Origin of the sequence: Nitrosomonas aestuarii, from assembly GCF_003046585.1 — a bacterium.
In the GTDB taxonomy this organism is placed as follows: domain Bacteria; phylum Pseudomonadota; class Gammaproteobacteria; order Burkholderiales; family Nitrosomonadaceae; genus Nitrosomonas; species Nitrosomonas aestuarii.
In genome coordinates, this window is the sequence record NZ_QAAE01000016.1 from 41,681 (window position 1) to 61,942 (window position 20,262).

Genomic DNA, 20,262 nt, shown 5'->3' on the forward strand with positions numbered 1-20,262 from the left:
GAGTTGAACCAAAGGGTGGGGCACATGAAGTGCCAAGCGGAATGTCGGGTTAATGCATCAGAATGCGCATTTTAAACCATATGTTAGCTCCGATATTGTCAGTGCAGCTGAGTGTTAGTTTGCTTTCAAAGCTCCTCAGTGACAGTTTCAGGGAATATTCACCTGTAAGCATATTTTTGAAAAAGCATACTTTTTTCTCTATCGATTCTTTTTTCTGGCATTTTTGCATTATCAGATCAAAGTCATCCAAGTCTGTATCTAAAATCACTTTTTTCTATCTAATTACCAGGATTACACACAAAATGACAGAGCAGGAAAAGGCAGCACCCGAAGCGTCGAAACTTTCCTTGGATCAGGTTTTTATTCTGCTTGAACAACAGGATTACGATCAATTAAGGTTGCTATTGGATCAAACACACCCGGGACAGTTGGCGGATCTCCTGGAGGCCATGCCGCCTAAGAAACGCAGGCAATTGTGGGATTTGATATCCGAATCCCAGGAAGCTGAAACGCTGGCGTTTTTGCATGATGAAGTACGCAATAGCTTGATTGAGGAAATGCAGCCAGAGGAGGTGGTTGCGGCTGCAGAACAGATGGATGTTAATGATCTGGCATATATGATTGAAGAATTGCCGGAGCATATCCGCCAATCCATCGAGGAAAAATTATCTGATGAAATTCGTGAACACCTGGAAACCAACCTGTCTTTTGAAGAGGGTACCGCAGGCCGTTTGATGAGTCAGGATGTGATTACTGTCAGAAATGATGTCACGCTTGAAGTGGTATTGCGTTATCTAAAGCTGCACGAAGATCTGCCGGAATATACCGACGGATTAATGGTGATTGATAGAGAAGGGTTTTATCAGGGAAAGCTGCTATTGAACACAGTACTGACGAGAAATAAGAATCTGCTGGTCAAAGAAGTCATGAACTCACAGCATCAGGCTATTTTAGCGACGACTGATGAACATGATGTCACACTTTTTTTTGAACAGTTTCATTTTATTTCTGCAGCGGTTGTAGACGAAAACAATCTTTTGCTGGGTCGAATCAAACTGGATGATGTCATTCAAATTTTACGTGCAGAAGCCGATCATGCTCTGATGGGGAGAGAAGGTCTTGACGAAGAGGAAGATTTGTTTGCGCCCGTTATCAATAGCACCAAACGCCGCACCGTGTGGCTGGGTATCAACCTGATCACGGCATTTCTGGCTGCCTGGGTCATTGGTATGTATACCGATACGCTGGATAAAATCGTTGCACTGGCAGTATTGATGCCTATTGTCGCCAGCATGGGCGGTATAGCCGGCAGCCAGACGCTGACATTAACCATCAGAGGATTGGCGCTTGACCAGATTACCAGTGGTAACCGTTTCTGGCTGGCGCGTAAAGAAGTTATGATCGGTATTTTGAACGGTATGTTATGGGCAGTGGTGATAGCATTTTTATCCTGGGTCTGGTTTCAGGATGCCGGTATCAGTCTGGTTATAGCCGCTGCAATAACCATTAATCTGATTGCGGCGGCGGCCTCAGGCATTGCGATTCCATTGATCCTGGAACGCATGCGCATAGATCCTGCGCTCTCCGGAGCGGTTATTTTAACGACTGTGACAGATGTGGTTGGTTTTATGAGTTTCCTGGGGTTGGCGACCTATTTTCTGTTATAAAGGACCGCGAGGGCCGATCCACTGCATGGACGGTTTATAGATTCATGGAAATGAATAGTCGGCCATAATTATTTATCATTTAACGAATAAGCAGTGAATAGTCACCATGTCCGGATCAGGCACACAAATAGCTGCTGATGGCAAAGCGGATTCTCTGGCGGCGCTTGCGACCAGCAAATCTATACACCAAAAAATTTTAATTCGCTTGTTTTGGGGGTGGCTGTTACTTTGTGTCTTTATAGGCGGTGCGGTTTTTTGGTTAGAAGTCAACCGCTTTCAACAATTTGTGCATGAACTTGCATTGAAAGAATCGGCATTATTAAGCAGTCAATTCTCCTCAGATCTGCAGGAACGCGATAACTTTACCGAACAATCCCTGACAGATTTGGCGCAACAGCTTGTAGATCAGCATTTTCTCATTGTCGAACTGTATGATCTCAATAAACAGCTTAGAATTGAAGCCATTCGATCAGGTGAGGAAGCGACCGAGCGCTGGATTGATCGTTATCGCCATCAATTTCCCCGGCAGGGTGAGTTTTCCCGTGAATTTCATTTTACAGATGGCAGGCTGTTGTTGGTCATGCTGGTTCCGCTGACAGGGGGCGGCAATATCCCTGTGGGCTATTTTGAAGGTATTTATCAAGTTGATCAACGAACAATGGATTCGATCAAGTATGAATTGCTGCGAACATTGTTTTTTGTGACCATCAGTATTACTTTTACAACAATATTGATGTATCCGGTTATTCTGGTGTTGAATCGCGGATTGATCCGGCTGTCCGACGATCTGTTGAAGGGGAATCTTGAGCTGATGAATGTACTGGGTTGCGCTATTGCCGAGCGCGATGCGGATACCAATAGCCACAATTACAGGGTAACCTGCTATGCACTGCGGTTGGGCGAAGCAATCGGATTGCCGCATGCGGCAATGCGCAATCTGATTATGGGTGCTTTTTTACATGATGTCGGCAAGATTGGCATCCGTGATCCGATTTTGCTTAAACCCGGAAAATTGACGCCGCAGGAATATGAAATCATGAAAACGCATATTTCGCTGGGTGTGGACATCCTGAACCAGTCAAGCTGGATCAGCGGGGCACGGGATGTTGTCGAGTCTCATCATGAAAAATACGATGGCAGTGGCTACCCGCAAGGACTGAAAGGTGAGGCGATTCCTTTGAATGCACGAATATTCGCTATCGCCGATGTATTTGATGCGCTGACTTCCAGACGTCCTTATAAAACGCCGTGGCCGGTAGAACAAGCGATTCATTTTTTAGTGCAAAAAAGCAGCCAGCATTTTGATCCAGAATTAGTTGATATTTTTGTAGTTATTGTGCCGGCAATATACGATGAGTTACATAGCGTGCCGGAAAAACAAATGGTGTCTATGCTGCAACAGCGTATTGCCCGTCATTTTGTGACGATTGTCACTTGACTAGTAGACTTGAATCCAATGATTAATTCAGATACTTTAAAGCGTTGGTTTTTTCTTCCCATCAACTCTGCACATTTGAACCTAATTGTGCTTGGTAAATATGAGCGAATTTGTATCAAAGCCGAGATCGCTTGATTTTTGAATAAATCGTTCTTTCAGCGTTTGACTGACTGTTGGCGTTCTCGATAACAACCACAGGTATGAAGTGTTATAGCCGGATACAAAGGCGTATTGATAATTTTCATGATCCAGATCAAATATTACATAAGACCCATAAAATGGGCCAAAGAATGAGACTTTCAGATGCCCCTCATTACGTGTTCCAAGGAAATAAGCTTTGCCTTCCACTTCTTTCCATTTGTTTTCTTCAGTCGAAAATCCGCGATTTATCACGCTAATGCCGCCGTCATTTTTTAATGCATATTCAGCTGTCACATGACTCAAGCCGCGTTCAAATGAATGATCCAGCCGGGCAATTTCATACCATTTACCCAGATACCGATTTTCATCAAAATTTGTGACTGGCGTAACGCCATCCGGTATGCCCGTGCAACTGATTAAAGAAAATATTAAAAGTAATAATAAGCTTATACGCATGTGATTGCTCGCAATCTTTATTCAGTTAAGTAAAGATAATTTTTCCAATCCGGTCATCCCGTTATAGAAACTGTTCAACCCCGTCTCCAGTTCTTTTCGATTGCAATGAAATACTGCATAAAAAAATTGTTTGTGTTAATGCATAGAGATCCGGGTACAGCCCAATGATTAATATAGCACCTAAAGGGGAAGTGGATCAATTTGTCGTAAAAGTAAAAATAATAGATACGAATTTTAATACTTCAACCACTCATTCGAGAAGCGGTGAGATCAAATAACCATATGAAGTATAGGCTTAAAATGGCATTCAATAAACGAAAAGCGCATGCTATTATTCATCATCAATCATTTTAATAAAAATTGAAAAAGGAGATGGTCTGTGGATTTGATCGATAAGATTAAGGAGCTTTCGTCGAGAATTCAGAAACAAAAGATTCACATTCAAACAGAAGAAGCAACAAAAAATGCCTTTGTAATGCCTTTTATTAGCGCACTTGGCTACGATGTTTTTAATCCTATGGAAGTTATTCCTGAATTTATTGCTGATTCAGGAATAAAAAAGGGTGAAAAGGTTGATTATGCAATAAAGAAAGATAATGACATTATCATTCTCATTGAATGTAAATGGGCAGGGGCGAATTTACAAAATGAACATTCATCTCAATTATATCGATATTTTTCAGTAACAGAAGCGCGCTTTGCGATACTGACAAACGGTATTGAATATCTTTTTTATTCCGATATTGATGAACCGAATAGAATGGATTCAAAACCCTTCTTTGAATTTAATATTCTGCATTTTGAAGATCATCAAATTAATGAATTAAAAAAATTTACGAAAACAGCATTTTCATTGAACGATATATTAACAACAGCAAGTACTCTCAAATATACAAGTGCAATCAAGAAAATCCTTGAAGAGGAACTTAAAAATCCTACAGAACAATTTGTTCGGTTTTTTGCGTCACAAATATATGATGGGCGACTTACACAGCAGGTTATTGAGCAATTTACGCAGATAGTTAAGAACGCAAGAAATCAATTTATAAATGAACGCTTGAATGAAAGATTAAAATCTGCTTTAGCGGCCAACGAAGTAGATTCTTCTGTAGATTCAAATGCGTTGAATGGTTCATATGAAGCAAACTCTTCAGAAAAAAATGAGATAGAAACAACACAGGAAGAAATAGACGGGTTCAATATAGTTAAAGCTATTTTACGAGAAGATATTGATGTTACACGTATAGCTATGCGTGATAATAAAAGCTATTGTGCGATACTGCTTGATGATAACAATCGCAAGCCGATTTGCAGATTGCATTTTAATTTTTCACAAAAGTATCTGGGGGTGTTTGAAAATAAAAATGAAGAGCGGTTACCTATAGCAAAAATTGATGACATATTTAAACATGCAAGTCGCTTAAAGACGGCATTAAAAGAATATGCTTCATAAATTATCCAATATACTCCCAAATTTTATTGGAAAAAGATAAGCTCATAAATATAAATGAACAACCCGTCTCTATTAGATGGGTTTTTGACGGTCAAAATGATAAATCTGCTCTACAATTTTACGCAACAGCATCAACCAAGCGAAATTTTTCAAAAAGCCTCATATCAAACCAGATCCATTGTAATAATTGCATTTCTGACTGTCTGCGCATTTCAATTGGTCGTTTGATATTTTTTTACATGTTAACAATTGGATACCATTATTGCTGCAGATAAAGCTAAAACAAAGGATAAGTCAGACTTAATACTGAAGGATCTGGGCTTAGCGATTGTTCAGAGTTTGTCGATCACAGCAATTTACGCTTTCGCCAAGGCTTGTTCGAGATCAGACTTGATGTCATCAATATGTTCGATACCTATCGACAATCGAACGAGGTCTTCGCTCACACCTGCGCTTTCCAGTTCTTTTGCCGTGAGTTGGCGGTGTGTGGTTGTTGCGGGATGGCATGCCAGCGATTTTGCGTCGCCAATATTCACCAGCCGCGTTACCAGGTTCAGTGCGTCAATAAAACGAGCACCTGCGGCTTTCGCATCACCGGAGCCTTTGATACCAAAACTCAGTATGCCTGAAGCGCGTCCATTCATGTATTTATCCACTAGCTTCTTATCGGCATGGTCAGGCAGACCGGCGTAACGTACCCAGCTGACTTTGTCGTGTGCTTGCAAGTACTTCGCCACTGCAAGCGTATTGTCGCAAATACGATCCATGCGCACAGCGAGCGTCTCGATACCCTGTAAAATAAGGAATGCGTTAAACGGTGACAGCGCTGCACCCATATTGCGTAATGGCACTACGCGTGCACGGCCGATATAGGCGGCAGGCCCCAGTGTTTCGGTATAGACCACACCATGGTACGACACATCAGGCTCGTTCAGTCGCTTAAACTTTTGCTTGTGTTCAGCCCAGGGAAATTTACCTGAATCCACAACCACGCCGCCTATAGAGTTGCCGTGCCCACCCAGATATTTGGTTAATGAATGCACCACAATATCCGCGCCATGTTCAAAAGGCCGGCACAGATATGGTGTCGGCACAGTGTTATCAACAATGATGGGTACGCCGCGTGCGTGTGCGATGTCGGCCAGTGCGCCGAAGTCCACCACATTACCCAGCGGATTACCCACGGTTTCACAGAATACCGCCTTGGTATTTGCGTCGATCAGTTTTTCCCATGCTTTGGGTTCGCGGTAGTCGGCAAAACGTATTTCAATGCCGTATTGGGGCAATGTATGCGCAAAGAGATTGTATGTGCCACCATATAGAGCGCTCGAGGTGACGATATTATCGCCCGCTTCGGCGATGGTCATTAATGCGCAGCTGACTGCTGCCATCCCGGATGCAAGACCCAGTGCACCGACACCACCCTCAAGTTCTGTAATGCGCTTTTCCAGTACATCGGTAGTCGGATTCATGATGCGCGTGTAGATATTGCCCTGTTCCTTGAGATCAAACAGGTCGGCACCATGCTGCGTTGAGTCGAATGCGTACGATGTCGTCTGGTAAATCGGCACCGCAACAGCTTTGGTGGTCGGATCGGGGGTATACCCGCCATGCACGGCGATAGTTTCGATTTTCATGGAACTCCTTCGTTGAATGAGAGTCGGGTCAGTATAAGCGCTCTCATGGTTGAATATTACTTTGCCATGGCGCAGTTGTTTACAGCAGAATGAACACTGTGTGATTCGATGAAATATACTAAAGGCCCAGGGGTTAGTCAAACACACATTTGAACGACTGCAGCGGGCAAGCAGACCATCTTATCTTTTATAGATCAGCACTTAAAATCACGGAATTGACGGCGTTTTTGAAATGTTTTTGGAGCGAAGCCTGATATCGTTTCGATACAATCAGCGACTGATATTTTTGAGATCATGCTTACTGAATGTAACGTAAACAGCAGGTACCAGAAATAACGTGACAAAGAATGCAAACAGCACGCCAAATGCAATGGTTACGGCCATCGGCATAATTTTCTCAGCATCGTAACCTTGTGTGCTGAGCAGCGGCAACAGACCGGCAAAAGTTGTAATGGTTGTCAGAAATATTGCCCGAAATCGCGATTTTCCAGCGAGCATTACGGCTTCAATTGCCGGAATACCCTGTTGCATGTTCTTATTGCTCTGCGCGATCAGAATCAGACTGTCATTAATGACGATTCCGCCCACAGCAAACAGCGCGAAATAGGATTCCAGTGACAACGGAATGCACAGCAACAGATGGCCTGCAACTGCACCGATAAAGCCGAATGGAATAACCAGCATGATGATGAACGGCTGTGTATAAGAACGCAGCGGCACGGCAAGCAATGCATAAATGCCGAGCAAGGCCATTGCGCCGTAAAGCCATAATTGGGACATCGTTTCCTCCTGTTTCTGCCGTGACTGGCCGGGTTTCACCGTTAACCCGGGGAACTGGACTTCCAACTGTGGAATAACGTTGTTGCGCATATCGGTCAGGATTGTTTCAACATCGGCTTCGTCCTGATAGACTTCGGCACCGATCACATGAATGCGTTCGCGATCCGTGCGTTTAATGACTGCGTAGCCTGGTGTGTATACTGCCTCAGCGACTGTGCTAAACGGTACACTGCGGCCATTGTCAAGCGTGATCGGCATGGCATGTAAATTATCCAGTGCTTGTTTGTCCACGGGCGGAAAACGCAACATGACACGCAATTTCATTGCGCCCTTGATAGTAGCGTTGTACCTCCAGTCCGAAAAAACTATGCCGCACCTGTTCATTAAGGCTGCGCATTGTCAGACCATAATGTTTGGCTGCCGGTTTGAGCTTGAGGTGCAGTTCTGGTTTGCCGGGCTGCATCGAGCTGGTCACACTATGCACGCCGGTATAAGCGGCCAGTTTGTTTTTCAGTATTTCTCCGGCGGCGCTCTGTTGCGCGCTATCTGTTGCAATCAACACCCATTCGATGGCTTTAGGCGCTTCATCGGAAGGTACCCCGAGATTGCGTGGCCAGAAACTCTGAATCGTCAATGTCGTATCCGCCGGCAGCGCACCAAATCGTTCACGCCATTGTTTTTTGATGTCTTCCATTCGGGTGCGGACACGTTCGTCGACAGCCAGTTCAAGATTGACAAATCCCCGGTTATCATTAACCAGCGTCAGAATATGGCGCATACTGTCATAATCTGGTTCGGAAGAATCCTGATAGAGTAGCGTATTTATATCCGTACGGATTTCGTTGGCGATACTTTCCAGGCGTAGAATCTGCCGGTCGACTTCTTCAAAAGTGGTGCCGGCTGGGAACATGAGATCGGCATGCAGATAATAATCGTCTACCGGTGCATCCAGTACGCTGGTAATACGTCCGGAAATCACCAGGGCTGCCATCATCAAGAGCAATACCGCAAATGCTGCGATAGTGATATAACGCAATCTCAGGGTCATATGCAATATGCGGACATATAATTGATTGATCAGCCACTGTAACGTTTGATCCACGCGCATTTGCAGCGATTGTATCCATGAAGCGCCGGCTAAACGTTGATTAACCGGCGCATGACTGCCTGCTAAATGTGCAGGCAAGATCAACAAAGCTTCGACAATGGAAAATGTCAACGCTAGAATGACTACGATGGAGACGTTATACAACAAGTGTCCTGTTAATCCCTGTATTAACAGCCCCGGTATAAACGCAACCATCGTGGATAACACCATTAATACTACAAGCGGCGCCATTTCGCGTGCTCCGGTGATTGCACCGGAGAGACCGGGATTACCCTGCTGCTGATGGGTATGAATATGTTCCCCGACAATAATGGCGTCATCCACCACCACACCGAGAATCAGGATCACTGCAGCGATGGTATAGGTGTTCAGTGAAATACCGAGTATCGGGATAAACCAGAATGTACCAAAAACAGCAACTAGAATACCGCTGCTGACCCACAATGCCAGCCGTAGTCGCAGCGTGAGCGAGAGGATGATAAATATCAGAATAAAGCCGACAATCGCATTGCTCGTCAACATCGACATATTCTGATTGTAATATTTCGACCAGTCATCCCAGGTGATCACTTCGATACCGGCGGGCAATTCGGATTGAAAAGCGGCAACAATTTCATGAACGGCATTCACTGTCGCACCGATTTGATTTTTGGGCCAGATCAGAATTTCCATTGCCGGAACGCCATCTGATCTGACCCGTATATCCTGATCACGTACTGTCTCATAGATTTGCGCTATGTCGCCAAGTCGCAGTTGCATACCCTCTCGCTCCGGACGCAGCGCTATTGCGGCAAAATCATCCGCTGTTAAGGCCTGCGTCTGGCTTCTGATCAGCAGTTTACCATCGTTGCTTTTCAGTTCTCCGGCTGGGATGTTTTTGGAAACTGCGCGGATCGACTCAGCGATTTCATCGAGACTGAGTGCGTAACGCCGCAAATTCGACTCGGAAACCTCAATCGATATTTCGTACGGTATTTTCGGAAAAGCGAGCATGGGGCCAATATCCGGGTGCGTACTTAGTTTGCCTTGTAGCTGATCACGATAATGCTGGAGAATATGCATGTCGGCTGCACCGCGTACCACGACAATGAGTGCCTGTACACCTGTTTTAAGTTCCTGAATCACAAATTTTTCGGCATTGTGGGGGAATGTGGTGACGGCCTCCACACGTGCCTGTACTTCGGTCTGAAACCGTGCTGCATCGATGGCCGGATCGAAATCCACGGTAACATGACAAAAAGCCTGCTGAGCGATTGTATAGATGTGCCGCAGTCCCTGCAGATCATGTATCGCTTCTTCAGTCGGGATGCATACGGCCTGTTCCACTTCACTGGGGCTGGCGCCGTCGTAGACCGTATTAATCATGAATTGATGCTGTGGTTCAGGCGGGTAAACATAGCGTTGGGCGACTGAAATGCCCACGATTCCACCGGCAATAATCAGCAGCATCAACAAATTGGCCGCAATCGGGTTTTTGGCAAACCAGATAATCAGTTTCATGGGATTTTAAAATTTTCTGCTTTGCTGGTACTGTTTAATATTACAGGCGTCACCTGCATACCTTCTACCGGTTGCAGCAGCCCCGATATCAATACTTGTTCATTTGCATTGAGTCCGGCTTGAATGATGACCTGTTTGCGCTCACTTTTGAATATCTTGACGGTGCGCAGACGCAAGCGATTGTCCTGGTCCAGAACGGCGACGTGGTTATTATTAAACAGCGCACTGGCTGGTAGAATTATCAGCCGGTCAAATCGACGGCCCTGTATAAGCGCTTCCACGAATAAGCCGATAGGCAGTTCAACAGCATTAACCTGTTTCGAGCGGACTGTTTTATCGGGCTCCGGCAATGGTCGTGCGCGTTTAAACGGATCGTAAACCTCGGCCACCAGCATTACCATGCCGGTCTCGCGATCGACAGTGCCTTCGCTGCGTACAACTCGACCGAGCCATGTTTGCTTTAGACCCTGGTAATCCGCAGTCAGTATAACCCGCGGCATTTTTCCAGGATTAACAGAATCGGTTGCGTCCGGTAAATCTACAAAGGCCAAATCCCGGGTATTGACCGGTAGCCGGATTTCGGCGCGGTCACTACTGTAGAGGATTCCCAGGATGGTATTTCCTGTGACATACTGGCCGATACCAGTTTTTCTGCTGCGTACACGTCCGTCAAAAGGCGCGCGGACCTGGGTGCGCTGCCTGAGGCGGTTGGCATGTCTGAATGCAGCCTCTGCAGCGGCCAGTTTTGCGCGCATTTCTGCCAGTTGTGGAATGCGCTGGTTCAGGGGGCTGGGATCGCCCTGACCCGGATGTTCCCATTCATCGCGTGCCTGAACCGCTTCTGCTTCCTCGCGCGCCAGTAGATGACGTGCTTCCTTGACTTGCGCGCGCGCCTGCGAAACACGCAAGTCATAATCTGCCGGGTCAATAGTAACCAGCACGTCACCTTTGCGAAAGAAGCCGCCATTGACAAAAGCAGGTGAGAGGTCAATGACATGACCCGATACTTCCGTCATCAGTTCAATTTCCGTATGGGCAGCAACCTGTCCCTGTGAATGGACATGCAGCCGTTTGGATTGAAAGCCTGTTTGCAGAACTTTTACAATCGGTGGTGCGATCGTTTCTTCCTGTTTATCGCTTTGTGGTGGAAATTGAATAAGGATTAATGACGTCAGCCCTCCAACCAGAAAAATCAAGGTTGCAATAAAAATCTGGTGACGCGGTTTCATTAATATTTTTTGATAGATTTATGAAGAATGGGTTGGCCTCACACCCCGCCGCCCAATGCCAGATAAAGATTGATGCGATTACTGAGCAATTGTCTTTTGACGGCAAGATGGGCGCTTTGCGCACTGAAAGTGCTGCGATAGCTGTCGAGTAATGTCAGAATCTGAATAAACCCGTGGCGATAGGCATACAATGCGAGTTCCTGGCTCGCTTCGGTTTGTACTACTGCCTCACGCAATACTTTTTCCTGCTCACGCAACCACTCTTCTGCAGCCAGAGCCTGTTCGACTTCCCTGAAGGCATTCAAGGCAACAGACTGATAGTGGTTGAAGGATTCTTCTACACGCGCTGCATTTAAATGAATACTGCCCTGGATGCGTCCGCCAGTAAACAGCGGTTGTGCCATTCCGGCAAATACATTCCAGACGACCGAGCGCGGATCGATCAAATCCGTCAGCGCACTGTCGCGGGTACCGCCTGCCGCTGTCAAAGTGATGCGTGGCAACAGCAGTTTTTTTGTGCTCTTTAGACGCGCATCGGCGGCACGCAAACGTGTGAAGGCAGCGATAAGATCAGGGCGTCGGGACAATAATTCAGCAGGTAATCCGGCGGCAAGCGCCATTGGCGGATCGGGTAATGCGTTTAGGAATGTTATGGCATCCTGTAGTGGCGTACCGGTGTGCGTTACTTTCAGTAATGAACCCTCAGGATAGCGTCCCAGCAAAATCTCTAATTGCCGGGTGACCAGCTGCATCCGGTTTTGCGCCTGAGCAAGCTGTGATCGGGCGTTGGCCAGGTCGGTCAGTGCCAGTCGCACATCAAGACCGCGTGCCAGTCCACGGGTGAAGCGCCCTTGCACCAAATTTGCAATGACACCACGGTCTTCTACCGAGTGCGCGGCGACCTGCGTCTGTAATTTTGCTTCTTGCAGCATAAAATAGTGCTGCGCGATACGCGCAGCAAGAGATAGCCGTACCGTTTCAAAATCGGCATGCACCGCATCCGCTTCCCGGGCTGCCGCTTGCCTGAAATCGCGGATACGACCCCAGACATCCAGTTCCCAGCTCAGATTAAACAATCCCTCAAACACACTGAATTGTGCCGCACCAAAGCCTGCGCTGCGCACCTGTGTATGCTGGTATCCCGGCGCAAATGTTAACTGCGGCCACAAACCGGAGCTATCTATGCGTGCTTGTGCTACCGCTGCTTCCACCCGCGCGGCTGCTGACTTCAGATCGAAGTTGTGCACTAGCGCGTTTTCGATTAATTCATTTAGTACAGGGTCGTCAAATGAATCAACCCAGTTTTGCCAGCTGGATTGATCGAAATCAGATAAACTGCGCCACTCAAGTGGTATCTGCACATTAAGGTCGCGTTCCGATCGCTCCGGTAGGGTATTGCACCCACTGATCAATATCAGCAAACACAATATTTTTATCCATATGGTATGACAGCGTATCATTTAAGCACTGGGTCGCTCAAGCATCCGGTATAACTGCCAAAATGGTACGCTGTTGATTCGGGGTATAGTTGATTGCCCCTGATCATCCAGGTCATGACTGTTTTCCTTCCAAAGCTGTAGGTATTTCCAGTGCGGGTGACAATTGCTGCGGTTGATCTGGAATAACGGATGCTTCGATGTTGATCCCGTTTTTGCCGCCCATGGTCACGATGATAAATAATTCATGCGCAAATGCATCCAGTTTTGCCATCCACAGCCGGTTGCGCCGGAAGAAAGCGTTATAAGCCAGCACCGCAGGAATTGCAACGGCCAGTCCAAGCGCGGTCATTATCAGCGCTTCGCCGACCGGGCCGGCTACTTTATCCAGCGTTCCCTGTCCCGTAAAACCAATTTGTATCAGTGCATGGTAAATTCCCCATACAGTGCCGAATAATCCGATATAAGGCGCTGCTGAACCTGCCGATGCGATGAGCGTCAGGCCATGCTCAACACGCGCGGCTTCTTGTTCGATGCCATTGCGCAGTGTGCGTGTCAATAATCCATCTGTTCCACCGTTTGCAGCCGGTTTGTCGACGCTGCTCTGTTGTGAGCCATATTCGGTATCGGCGGCCAATTGTGCCAGGCGCGCAAATGCGTTGTCGGCATAAGCGTCTTTCAAGTTCATATCCCGTAAAGAACGGGCCTCCCAGAATTGTTTCAGAAAAGCCTCTGCGCGGCGGGTGGCGATAAAGTTGCCAATGCTTTTGGTAATAATCAGATACCAGCTGGCTGCAGAGAGTGAAAACAATAAAATGGCAACACTCATGCCAACATGATCAAAGTGATCCAGAAAACAGGCCAGGCCCAGATGATTTCCCATAAAATTAATTTCCTTAAATGGCAAATTTGAAAAGATTGCAGTGCGACAGGACGTACAGGTGCTCCGTTACGTGTCGCGGGGGTGCAGTTCAGGTTGTTTGAATTGTCAGCGCTGCGTTCTCAGGTTGGCTGCAACCGCAGCTTTGAATGATACGGCTGCGGCAATACGGTCTGACTCGTCAAGCTTAATCTGCAGCATGCGTCCGCCTTCTTCGCTAAAGTAGAATAAATATTTCACCCGTTATTGTTTTTTGTCTTATATCTACTAAGACGTTTGAGCGAACCAAAACCGGACATGCATTTAAAAAAATTTAAATATCCTGCTTACAGGATGAACACTATTATTTCCAAACTCTTTCATTTGTCACGTGTTTATGGAGTTTTCTCCAACACTCTGTCTATCTTGTCAAAAATCCGGTTAAGAAATTACAAGTCAGTCCCTTACACATCGCTATTGCTGTAATACCTCAAAGCATTACATCGCATAATGAATCGAACCGACAAACATGCGCGGAATGCCGATATTTATTGAATTTCGATCACCTAACGTACCGCCAAAAAGCGTACTGTCTGCCAGATTGTACGCATTGAGCTGCAGGCTCAAGCGTGATTTCATCAGCTTTGGCCGGTAGCGCACCATCGCGTCGACACGCGCCTGCGATGGCATAATAAAGGTATTCGCCGGATCACCCGGACGTTTGTCCTGCACGAAAACACCGGCGCCGAAACTGAGGCCGTGCAGTGGTTCAACCGGCACATCGTAGCGCGCCCATACACTTCCCGAGTGCTTGGGCACGTTCCACAGCCGGTTGCCTTTGTTGTCGCCTTCCAGCACCTCGGCGTCCGTATACGCATAGGTCAGAATCAGGCTCAATCCATCGGTGACCTGCCCCGATACGTCTACTTCCACGCCCTGGCTGCGCGCTTCGCCGACTGCAACTGAAAATGGTTGTCCGGGAACACTCACTGCGAGGTTTTTCCTGGTCAGATGATAATATGCCACGTTGGAATTCAGTCGTCCGTCAAACAGCGAAGTTTTGAATCCACCCTCGAACTGCTCGCCGATTTGTGGTTTGAGCACGTTACCGTTAATATCGAAGGCCGTATTGGCGGAACCCAGCGACTGCACGTAGTTGCCGTAAAACGACAGCCATTCCAACGGCTGGTACACGATCCCCGCGCGCGGACTGAAGCGTGCATTATTGACTTTATTAACCGCCGCTTTGGCATCGGCCAGCGATTGATCTTCACCAAAAGCCAGGCCTACCGCATTCGTAGCCCAGTCATATCGCCCGCCGCCCATCAGATGCAGCTTGTCAAACAACGTGATTTGATCCTGAAAAAATACGCCGTTCCACTCGTTCGTCTGATCGATGAAAAAATTTCTGGGCAATAATTCCAGATTCTGACGACTGTACTGCGGACGGAATATATTGATCGGGCTGGCATCGACCGAAATTGATTGAACTCCGCCAAATGACCCGTAGTACTCCCATCCCGCCAGCACATTATGCTCAATACCTACGGTATTGAAACGGCCCGTGACATCAACCGTACCCTGATAGGCATCGGTGGATGCATCGCCTCTGTAGTACCCCCGTTGCAACACGCCCGTCATTTCATCGAGATCGAATCCAGTGGTTTGCGGATCTCTAACATTCCGGTGAAAATAACTGAAGCGCGCACGCGCACGCCAATCGTCGTTAAACGCATGCGTTAATGTCGCGGCGGTATTGTAGATGTTTTCATGCGTTTTATCCGCCGGCTCGCCCAGGAAGCGCGATCGCGGCAATTTGGCCGGGCGGTTTCCGAGCGCGACAATACCAAAATCTTCACGCGTCTCCAGATCTTTGTACGTAAAATCCACATCGAACTGAGTGCTCGGTGCAATTTTCCAGGTGACCGACGGTGCGACGAAAATCCGGTCGGTAAAACCGAAATCGCGGAATGAATTCTGGTTGAGGTACTCGAAATTTAAGCGGTACAGCAGCGTGCCGCTTTCGTTGATTGCACCGGTGGCATCAGCCAGTGTCTGAAACTGGCCGTACGACCCGAACTGCTGGTTTAACGCGTAATAGCGTTCCGCCTGCGGCCGTTTGGTAACCAGATTGACCATGCCGCCCGGTTCGATCCGGCCGTATAAATTTGTCGTGGCGCCTTTCAACACCTCCACCCGCGCGATGTTCGCCAATGAAAATTTGGTGGCGAGCGGAAACCGGAATCCGTCGCGAAAACTGGCAAAACCCGTCTCAAAACCCCGAACCATGAATGACTGGCTCATTCCCCCGAAACTAAACCCAGGAGAAACGCCGCTGACATTTTTGACCGCATCTTCGATCTGAATGGCTTGTTGATCTTCTAATACCGCCTGCGGAACGACTTGAACGGAAGCCGGGGTGATCATCAGCGGCAAATCGGATCTGGTCGCGGTTGACGCATTGGTGCGCGTATAGCTCGGGTTACCCGGTGCTTCCGGGTCCACGAAACCGGTGACTTTCACCTCGGGCAATTTTATTGGTTCGTTACTGCTGCTCGTCTCACGGTTGGCAGATTTAACGGTGTATCGGCCCGGCGCCGTTTCGACTGCCATGAGGCCGCCGCCGTTAAGCAGTTGCAAAATAGCTTGCGCGGGTGTATAGCGGCCGCTGAGTGCGGGTGACTGTTTGCCTGCAACCAGACTGGCGTCTACGCCGATTAGTACATCAGTTTGTGTGGCGAGTTCGGTAATTGCCTGTCCCAGCGGTTGCGCCTCGATATCAATATCAACATGCTGTTGAGACAATTGCCCAAAAGCGTTTGTTGATAATATACAAAATAAGAGCAATAGATGACAAAGCCAACCAGTGCGGTAGCGTGTGGTTATTATATTTTTTATGTGCATTGAAGTCCCGGTTACTGAGTAAAAAAATCTTTCTAATAACCATGACACGCGAGATTAAAAACCGGGTAGCTTTGAATGCGGGTTTTTTAAAAATTTTGATTGCGCTGAATGCTGTTTCTGTTAAAAAAATCCATCCCGCCGCAATCAATTGCGGCGGGATGGATAATAGAGGCGGGGGAGCCAATGATTAAAATTAGATGTTGATAAAGTCGGTCAGCAGAGTATATGCGTCGTAGTAATTTTTACAGTTCAAGTGGGTGTGTCTATCCAGGTTAACCAGCCGCCATATTGTCTGATTTGTATCGGTAACGCATTTTCCAGAATACTCAGTGCGGCTGCAGGGTCGTCTGTGGGTAAAACACCCGTGAAACGTAGCTGTGCAGCCTGTTTATTCATTTTTAAAAAACCGTTGCGATAACGTGACAGATCGTCGATAACCTGTGTTAATGGTGCATCCTGATAAATCAATCGTGCCTGCGTCCAGCTTGCAGCAAAAGGAGAGGCTGCTTCCGGTTGCTGAAGCTGTCCGTCATCCATGCGTATACTTTGCCCGGCCTGTAAGGTAACCGACTGGTACGGATGGACACGGGTTGCCACGGCAACCTGCGATTCAATGACATTGACGGTGCTATCATGGTCAGTTAGTTCGACGGTATAGCGTGTACCCAGTGCTTGTGCAATTCCATCACGGGTTTCGACAATGAAAGGCCGTTGGGTGCGGGATGAATCCGGCCCCAGTTCCGCCAGCAGGCGGCCCCGGTGCAGAATGATTCTCCGTTGATGCGGATCGTAAGCAATATCCACAGCACTGTCGCTATCAAGTGTGATACGGCTGCCGTCAGTCAGGGTGAGGCGCCGGATCTCGCCAGTGCCGGTGCGCACGTCCGCCAGCCATTGGGAATAAGGAAATCCAAAAAAACATCCGAGCAGCACCATGATGCCGAGCAGCGTTTTGACGCCGGTATGCGGCTGGTGTTTTCGGATGTTTACACTGTTCCAGAGTGCATCCACTTGTTCATATGTCTCCCGATGGCGCGGATCCTGCGCCAGCCATGTTTCAAAATCGGCACGCTGTTTTGGTGTTACATGGCTGCCGGACAAACAAACCGCCCATTCAGCAGCCTGTTCGCTTAATTCGCTGAACTCACTTGATGGTAAAATATTCGGGTCGGTTGCTTCAGACATGCATGTCGGTTTTGAATTGATACAGACGCTGATGACAGTATGCCAGTGCCTTGACAAGATACTGTTTAACACGGCTTTCGGATACTTGCATGCGGTGCGCAATCTCGGCATAGGTCATGCCGTCAATGCGTGACATCAGAAAAGCCTGTCGGGAACGTTCATCAAGTTCTTCGATAAGCATCAGCAGCGTGCGTTCCAGCAATTGGCGCACAGCGGAGACATGTGCAACATCCTGGCTGGATTGATCAGAGATTAATACGGCCATGCTGCACAGAGTTTCTTTCTCGACTTTATGTTTCCGGTTCAAATTGATCAGTAACCGGTTTGCGGTAACCAGTAAATAAGCGCGCGGTTCGCGCAGACTGGGTATTTCCGGCAACGACAACAACCGGATGAACGTGTCGTGGGAGAGATCGGCGGCATGGTGCTGACAATGCATTTTCTTCTTGAGCCAGGCGGTCAACCAGCCATGGTGTGTCCGGTAAAGCGCATCTATGTGTGCGGCGCCATTATGCGCGGAAGAAGACATAAAACATAAAAACCGTTGTTAGCAGGATATGTATCGGTTGAAAAAGAAACTGCATTATCTTTGAAAAAAGTTGTTGTGAGAATGTGGCATATTGTCGCAGGGAAGCAGGGAAGCAGGGAAGCAGGGAAGCAGGGAAGCAGGGAAGCAGGGAAGCAGGGCGAATAAGCAAACCTCACAGTCCGCCATCCATTGTTTCGACTGCTTCTGTTGTGGCTGTTTATGGTGGATGACGATTTGCCTCTGTCCACCCTGCATTTTCTGATCGCGTGATTAACCCAGCTTCGCGTTAATATTCAACCCGAATGGAACCCAGGAAAACCCGTGGCGTACCGACGACGATACGCTCACGGCCGAAACCAATACTGCTTGGGAAATATTCCTTATTGAACAAGTTATTGACATTTAGTTGCGCTGTGACACGGGCTTTCCCCACTTTCATTGCGTAGCTGGTCATCAGTATTAAATACTGTGTAGCCGGGCATCTGGTAATCATTTTCCCGGTTACCTTCGCGCTTTCCTCTCAGTGTTACGCCACCACCGATTTTTAAGCCTCGCAAGGCCTCATTTTGAAAGGCATAGGTGGACCAGATGTTACCGGCATGCTTCGGTACATTTGGGAGACGGTTGCCTCGTGTAATATCGTTTGCACGGGTAATTTCTGATTCTGTATAGGCATAGTTGGCAATCACATTCCAGCCGGGCATAAGCTCTCCGGTTATATCGATTTCTACACCTTCGTTTTGCGCTTCACCGGTTTGTACAGAGAAGCCTTTCGCAGCAAGCGTGGGATCAGGATGGCCGGTCGCCACATTTTGTTTGGTTAACTGAAACCAGGCCACGGTTGCACTGAAACGTCCATCAAGTAATTCTGTTTTAATTCCGGCTTCCCATTGCTGTGCAGTTTCCGCTCTCAGAGGCCGGCCGCTTAAACCTGATGCAAATAGGTTAGGTACGCCAAAATTTTCTACATAGTTGCCGTAGAACGAAAGCGCTTTTACAGGCTGCCATGTCAGGCCAAAACGTGGAGAAATCCTTTCTTGCTGACTATTGATAGACGTTGTGGCACCCGCGAAAGTATCATTGGCTTGAATTTTGGCATTGTCATAACGAAAACCTGCTAATAAATGTACGTTATAGGGGAGTTTCATCTGATCTTGAAAATATAAGCCGAACCACTTTTCTGTTGAATCGTAAGAAAAATCATCCGCCGGATCGCGGGTCGAAGTTCCACCATGAATCGGATTGAAAATATCAATTGATGGAAATGCAAAATTATCAATCATGGTGCCTGTGTTATTGAAGTGAAAATAATCACCACCCATCAGTACGTTATGCTGCACACCGAAGGTATCAAAGTTGCCGGTCAAATCTAGACTGGTGGTATATGTTTCAGTTTTATTGTCTCTGAAGCCAGCAAAGAAGCGATCCAATGTACGATTGTCTGCTTGCAGGCCTAACGGTAAAACCGCATTATCATCTTGATCGGTAAATTGAAGATTGGATCGATGTTTTATTTCCCAGCGATCATTAAATGCATGCGACCAGTTAAAACCAGCTTGGATTTCTTCAAAATTTGCTCGAGAAAATGATTCACCCAGATTTCTCTTTACCGGTAAATTGGCTGGGCGATTGCCTATCGCTGGAAAGCCATGATCTGGTGTGGAATTGCCGGTTTTATATTCCATTTCCACAGTTGCTTGTGTACGATCGGATACCCGCCATTGCAATACGGGTGTGTTAACACCAAGCGACTTTGTCGTATCTTAATTACCAGGCGATTCTGTCGTAATCGCTAATTACCAAGGGAAACTGTCGGTCTCTTTTTTACATGTTTGTTAGTGTTCTTTTTTTGAATACTGGAGGCATGTTGAGGATGATTGTGATGGATTCTAAAGCTCAACTCACCGTTGATATAATTGCTAAAATTGTTGAAGGCAGAA

17 protein-coding genes are annotated in these 20,262 nt (G+C 47.2%); 5 read left to right on the top strand and 12 right to left on the bottom strand.

Annotated elements, in window-relative coordinates; genetic code table 11:
- The first annotated feature begins 302 nt into the window (after positions 1 to 302).
- Both mgtE and C8R11_RS12345 read left to right on the top strand, forming a co-directional pair.
- On the top strand, positions 303 to 1,667 hold the full coding sequence (gene mgtE / locus C8R11_RS12340; RefSeq protein WP_090696922.1) for a magnesium transporter: 1,365 nt from the start codon (positions 303 to 305) through the stop codon (positions 1,665 to 1,667).
- Between the two features lie 106 nt (positions 1,668 to 1,773).
- Positions 1,774 to 3,105: an HD-GYP domain-containing protein gene (locus C8R11_RS12345; RefSeq protein ID WP_107795967.1), complete on the top strand. Its 1,332-nt coding sequence runs from the start codon at positions 1,774 to 1,776 to the stop codon at positions 3,103 to 3,105.
- 81 nt (positions 3,106 to 3,186) lie between these two features.
- Here the strand turns inward: C8R11_RS12345 and C8R11_RS12350 are convergent, their stop codons facing one another.
- Positions 3,187 to 3,702: a lipocalin family protein gene (locus C8R11_RS12350; protein WP_107795968.1), complete on the bottom strand. Its 516-nt coding sequence runs from the start codon at positions 3,700 to 3,702 to the stop codon at positions 3,187 to 3,189.
- 379 nt (positions 3,703 to 4,081) lie between these two features.
- On the opposite strand from C8R11_RS12350, the gene C8R11_RS12355 reads away from it, so the two are divergent.
- Positions 4,082 to 5,155 carry a type I restriction endonuclease gene (locus C8R11_RS12355; RefSeq protein WP_090696776.1) on the top strand — a complete coding sequence of 358 codons (1,074 nt, stop codon included), beginning with the start codon at positions 4,082 to 4,084 and terminating at the stop codon, positions 5,153 to 5,155.
- 356 nt (positions 5,156 to 5,511) lie between these two features.
- Here C8R11_RS12355 and C8R11_RS12360 read toward each other — a convergent pair whose 3' ends face one another.
- The 8 genes from C8R11_RS12360 to C8R11_RS12390 all read right to left on the bottom strand — a co-directional run bounded on the left by C8R11_RS12360 (position 5,512) and on the right by C8R11_RS12390 (position 16,656).
- Positions 5,512 to 6,792 carry an O-acetylhomoserine aminocarboxypropyltransferase/cysteine synthase family protein gene (locus C8R11_RS12360; RefSeq protein ID WP_107795969.1) on the bottom strand — a complete coding sequence of 427 codons (1,281 nt, stop codon included), beginning with the start codon at positions 6,790 to 6,792 and terminating at the stop codon, positions 5,512 to 5,514.
- Between the two features lie 270 nt (positions 6,793 to 7,062).
- A complete protein-coding gene (locus C8R11_RS12365; protein WP_181258247.1) occupies positions 7,063 to 7,896 on the bottom strand; it encodes an efflux RND transporter permease subunit in 834 nt (277 codons plus the stop codon).
- Positions 7,841 to 10,180 (bottom strand): efflux RND transporter permease subunit, encoded by a 2,340-nt coding sequence (locus C8R11_RS12370; RefSeq protein ID WP_107795971.1) that lies wholly within the window; start codon positions 10,178 to 10,180, stop codon positions 7,841 to 7,843. The genes C8R11_RS12365 and C8R11_RS12370 overlap by 56 nt, the downstream gene beginning before the upstream one ends.
- Entirely contained in the window at positions 10,177 to 11,409 is a 1,233-nt protein-coding gene (locus C8R11_RS12375; protein WP_107795972.1) for an efflux RND transporter periplasmic adaptor subunit, read from the bottom strand. The genes C8R11_RS12370 and C8R11_RS12375 overlap by 4 nt, the downstream gene beginning before the upstream one ends.
- Before the next feature lie 38 nt (positions 11,410 to 11,447).
- A complete protein-coding gene (locus tag C8R11_RS12380; RefSeq protein WP_244907666.1) occupies positions 11,448 to 12,836 on the bottom strand; it encodes an efflux transporter outer membrane subunit in 1,389 nt (462 codons plus the stop codon).
- A gap of 124 nt (positions 12,837 to 12,960) precedes the next feature.
- On the bottom strand, positions 12,961 to 13,728 hold the full coding sequence (locus C8R11_RS12385) for a MotA/TolQ/ExbB proton channel family protein (RefSeq protein WP_107795974.1): 768 nt from the start codon (positions 13,726 to 13,728) through the stop codon (positions 12,961 to 12,963).
- A gap of 105 nt (positions 13,729 to 13,833) precedes the next feature.
- A complete protein-coding gene (locus C8R11_RS17020) occupies positions 13,834 to 13,965 on the bottom strand; it encodes a hypothetical protein (protein WP_280523904.1) in 132 nt (43 codons plus the stop codon).
- A gap of 237 nt (positions 13,966 to 14,202) precedes the next feature.
- Positions 14,203 to 16,656, bottom strand: coding sequence for a TonB-dependent siderophore receptor (locus C8R11_RS12390; RefSeq protein WP_244907667.1), 2,454 nt, complete (start codon positions 16,654 to 16,656; stop codon positions 14,203 to 14,205).
- Here C8R11_RS12390 and C8R11_RS16225 point away from each other — a divergent pair.
- Complete coding sequence (locus tag C8R11_RS16225; RefSeq protein ID WP_181258248.1) at positions 16,650 to 16,799, top strand: hypothetical protein; 150 nt, start codon at positions 16,650 to 16,652, stop codon at positions 16,797 to 16,799. The genes C8R11_RS12390 and C8R11_RS16225 overlap by 7 nt on opposite strands.
- Before the next feature lie 58 nt (positions 16,800 to 16,857).
- Here C8R11_RS16225 and C8R11_RS12395 read toward each other — a convergent pair whose 3' ends face one another.
- Together C8R11_RS12395 and C8R11_RS12400 are read right to left on the bottom strand one after the other, a co-directional pair.
- Positions 16,858 to 17,793 (bottom strand): FecR family protein, encoded by a 936-nt coding sequence (locus C8R11_RS12395; protein WP_181258249.1) that lies wholly within the window; start codon positions 17,791 to 17,793, stop codon positions 16,858 to 16,860.
- On the bottom strand, positions 17,786 to 18,322 hold the full coding sequence (locus C8R11_RS12400) for a sigma-70 family RNA polymerase sigma factor (RefSeq protein ID WP_107795977.1): 537 nt from the start codon (positions 18,320 to 18,322) through the stop codon (positions 17,786 to 17,788). Before C8R11_RS12400 ends, C8R11_RS12395 begins: the two co-directional genes overlap by 8 nt.
- Positions 18,323 to 18,337: 15 nt before the next feature.
- On the opposite strand from C8R11_RS12400, the gene C8R11_RS16230 reads away from it, so the two are divergent.
- On the top strand, positions 18,338 to 18,487 hold the full coding sequence (locus C8R11_RS16230; RefSeq protein ID WP_181258250.1) for a hypothetical protein: 150 nt from the start codon (positions 18,338 to 18,340) through the stop codon (positions 18,485 to 18,487).
- A gap of 227 nt (positions 18,488 to 18,714) precedes the next feature.
- Here C8R11_RS16230 and C8R11_RS12405 read toward each other — a convergent pair whose 3' ends face one another.
- Complete coding sequence (locus C8R11_RS12405) at positions 18,715 to 20,007, bottom strand: TonB-dependent siderophore receptor (RefSeq protein ID WP_244907668.1); 1,293 nt, start codon at positions 20,005 to 20,007, stop codon at positions 18,715 to 18,717.
- Positions 20,008 to 20,262 lie beyond the last annotated feature (255 nt).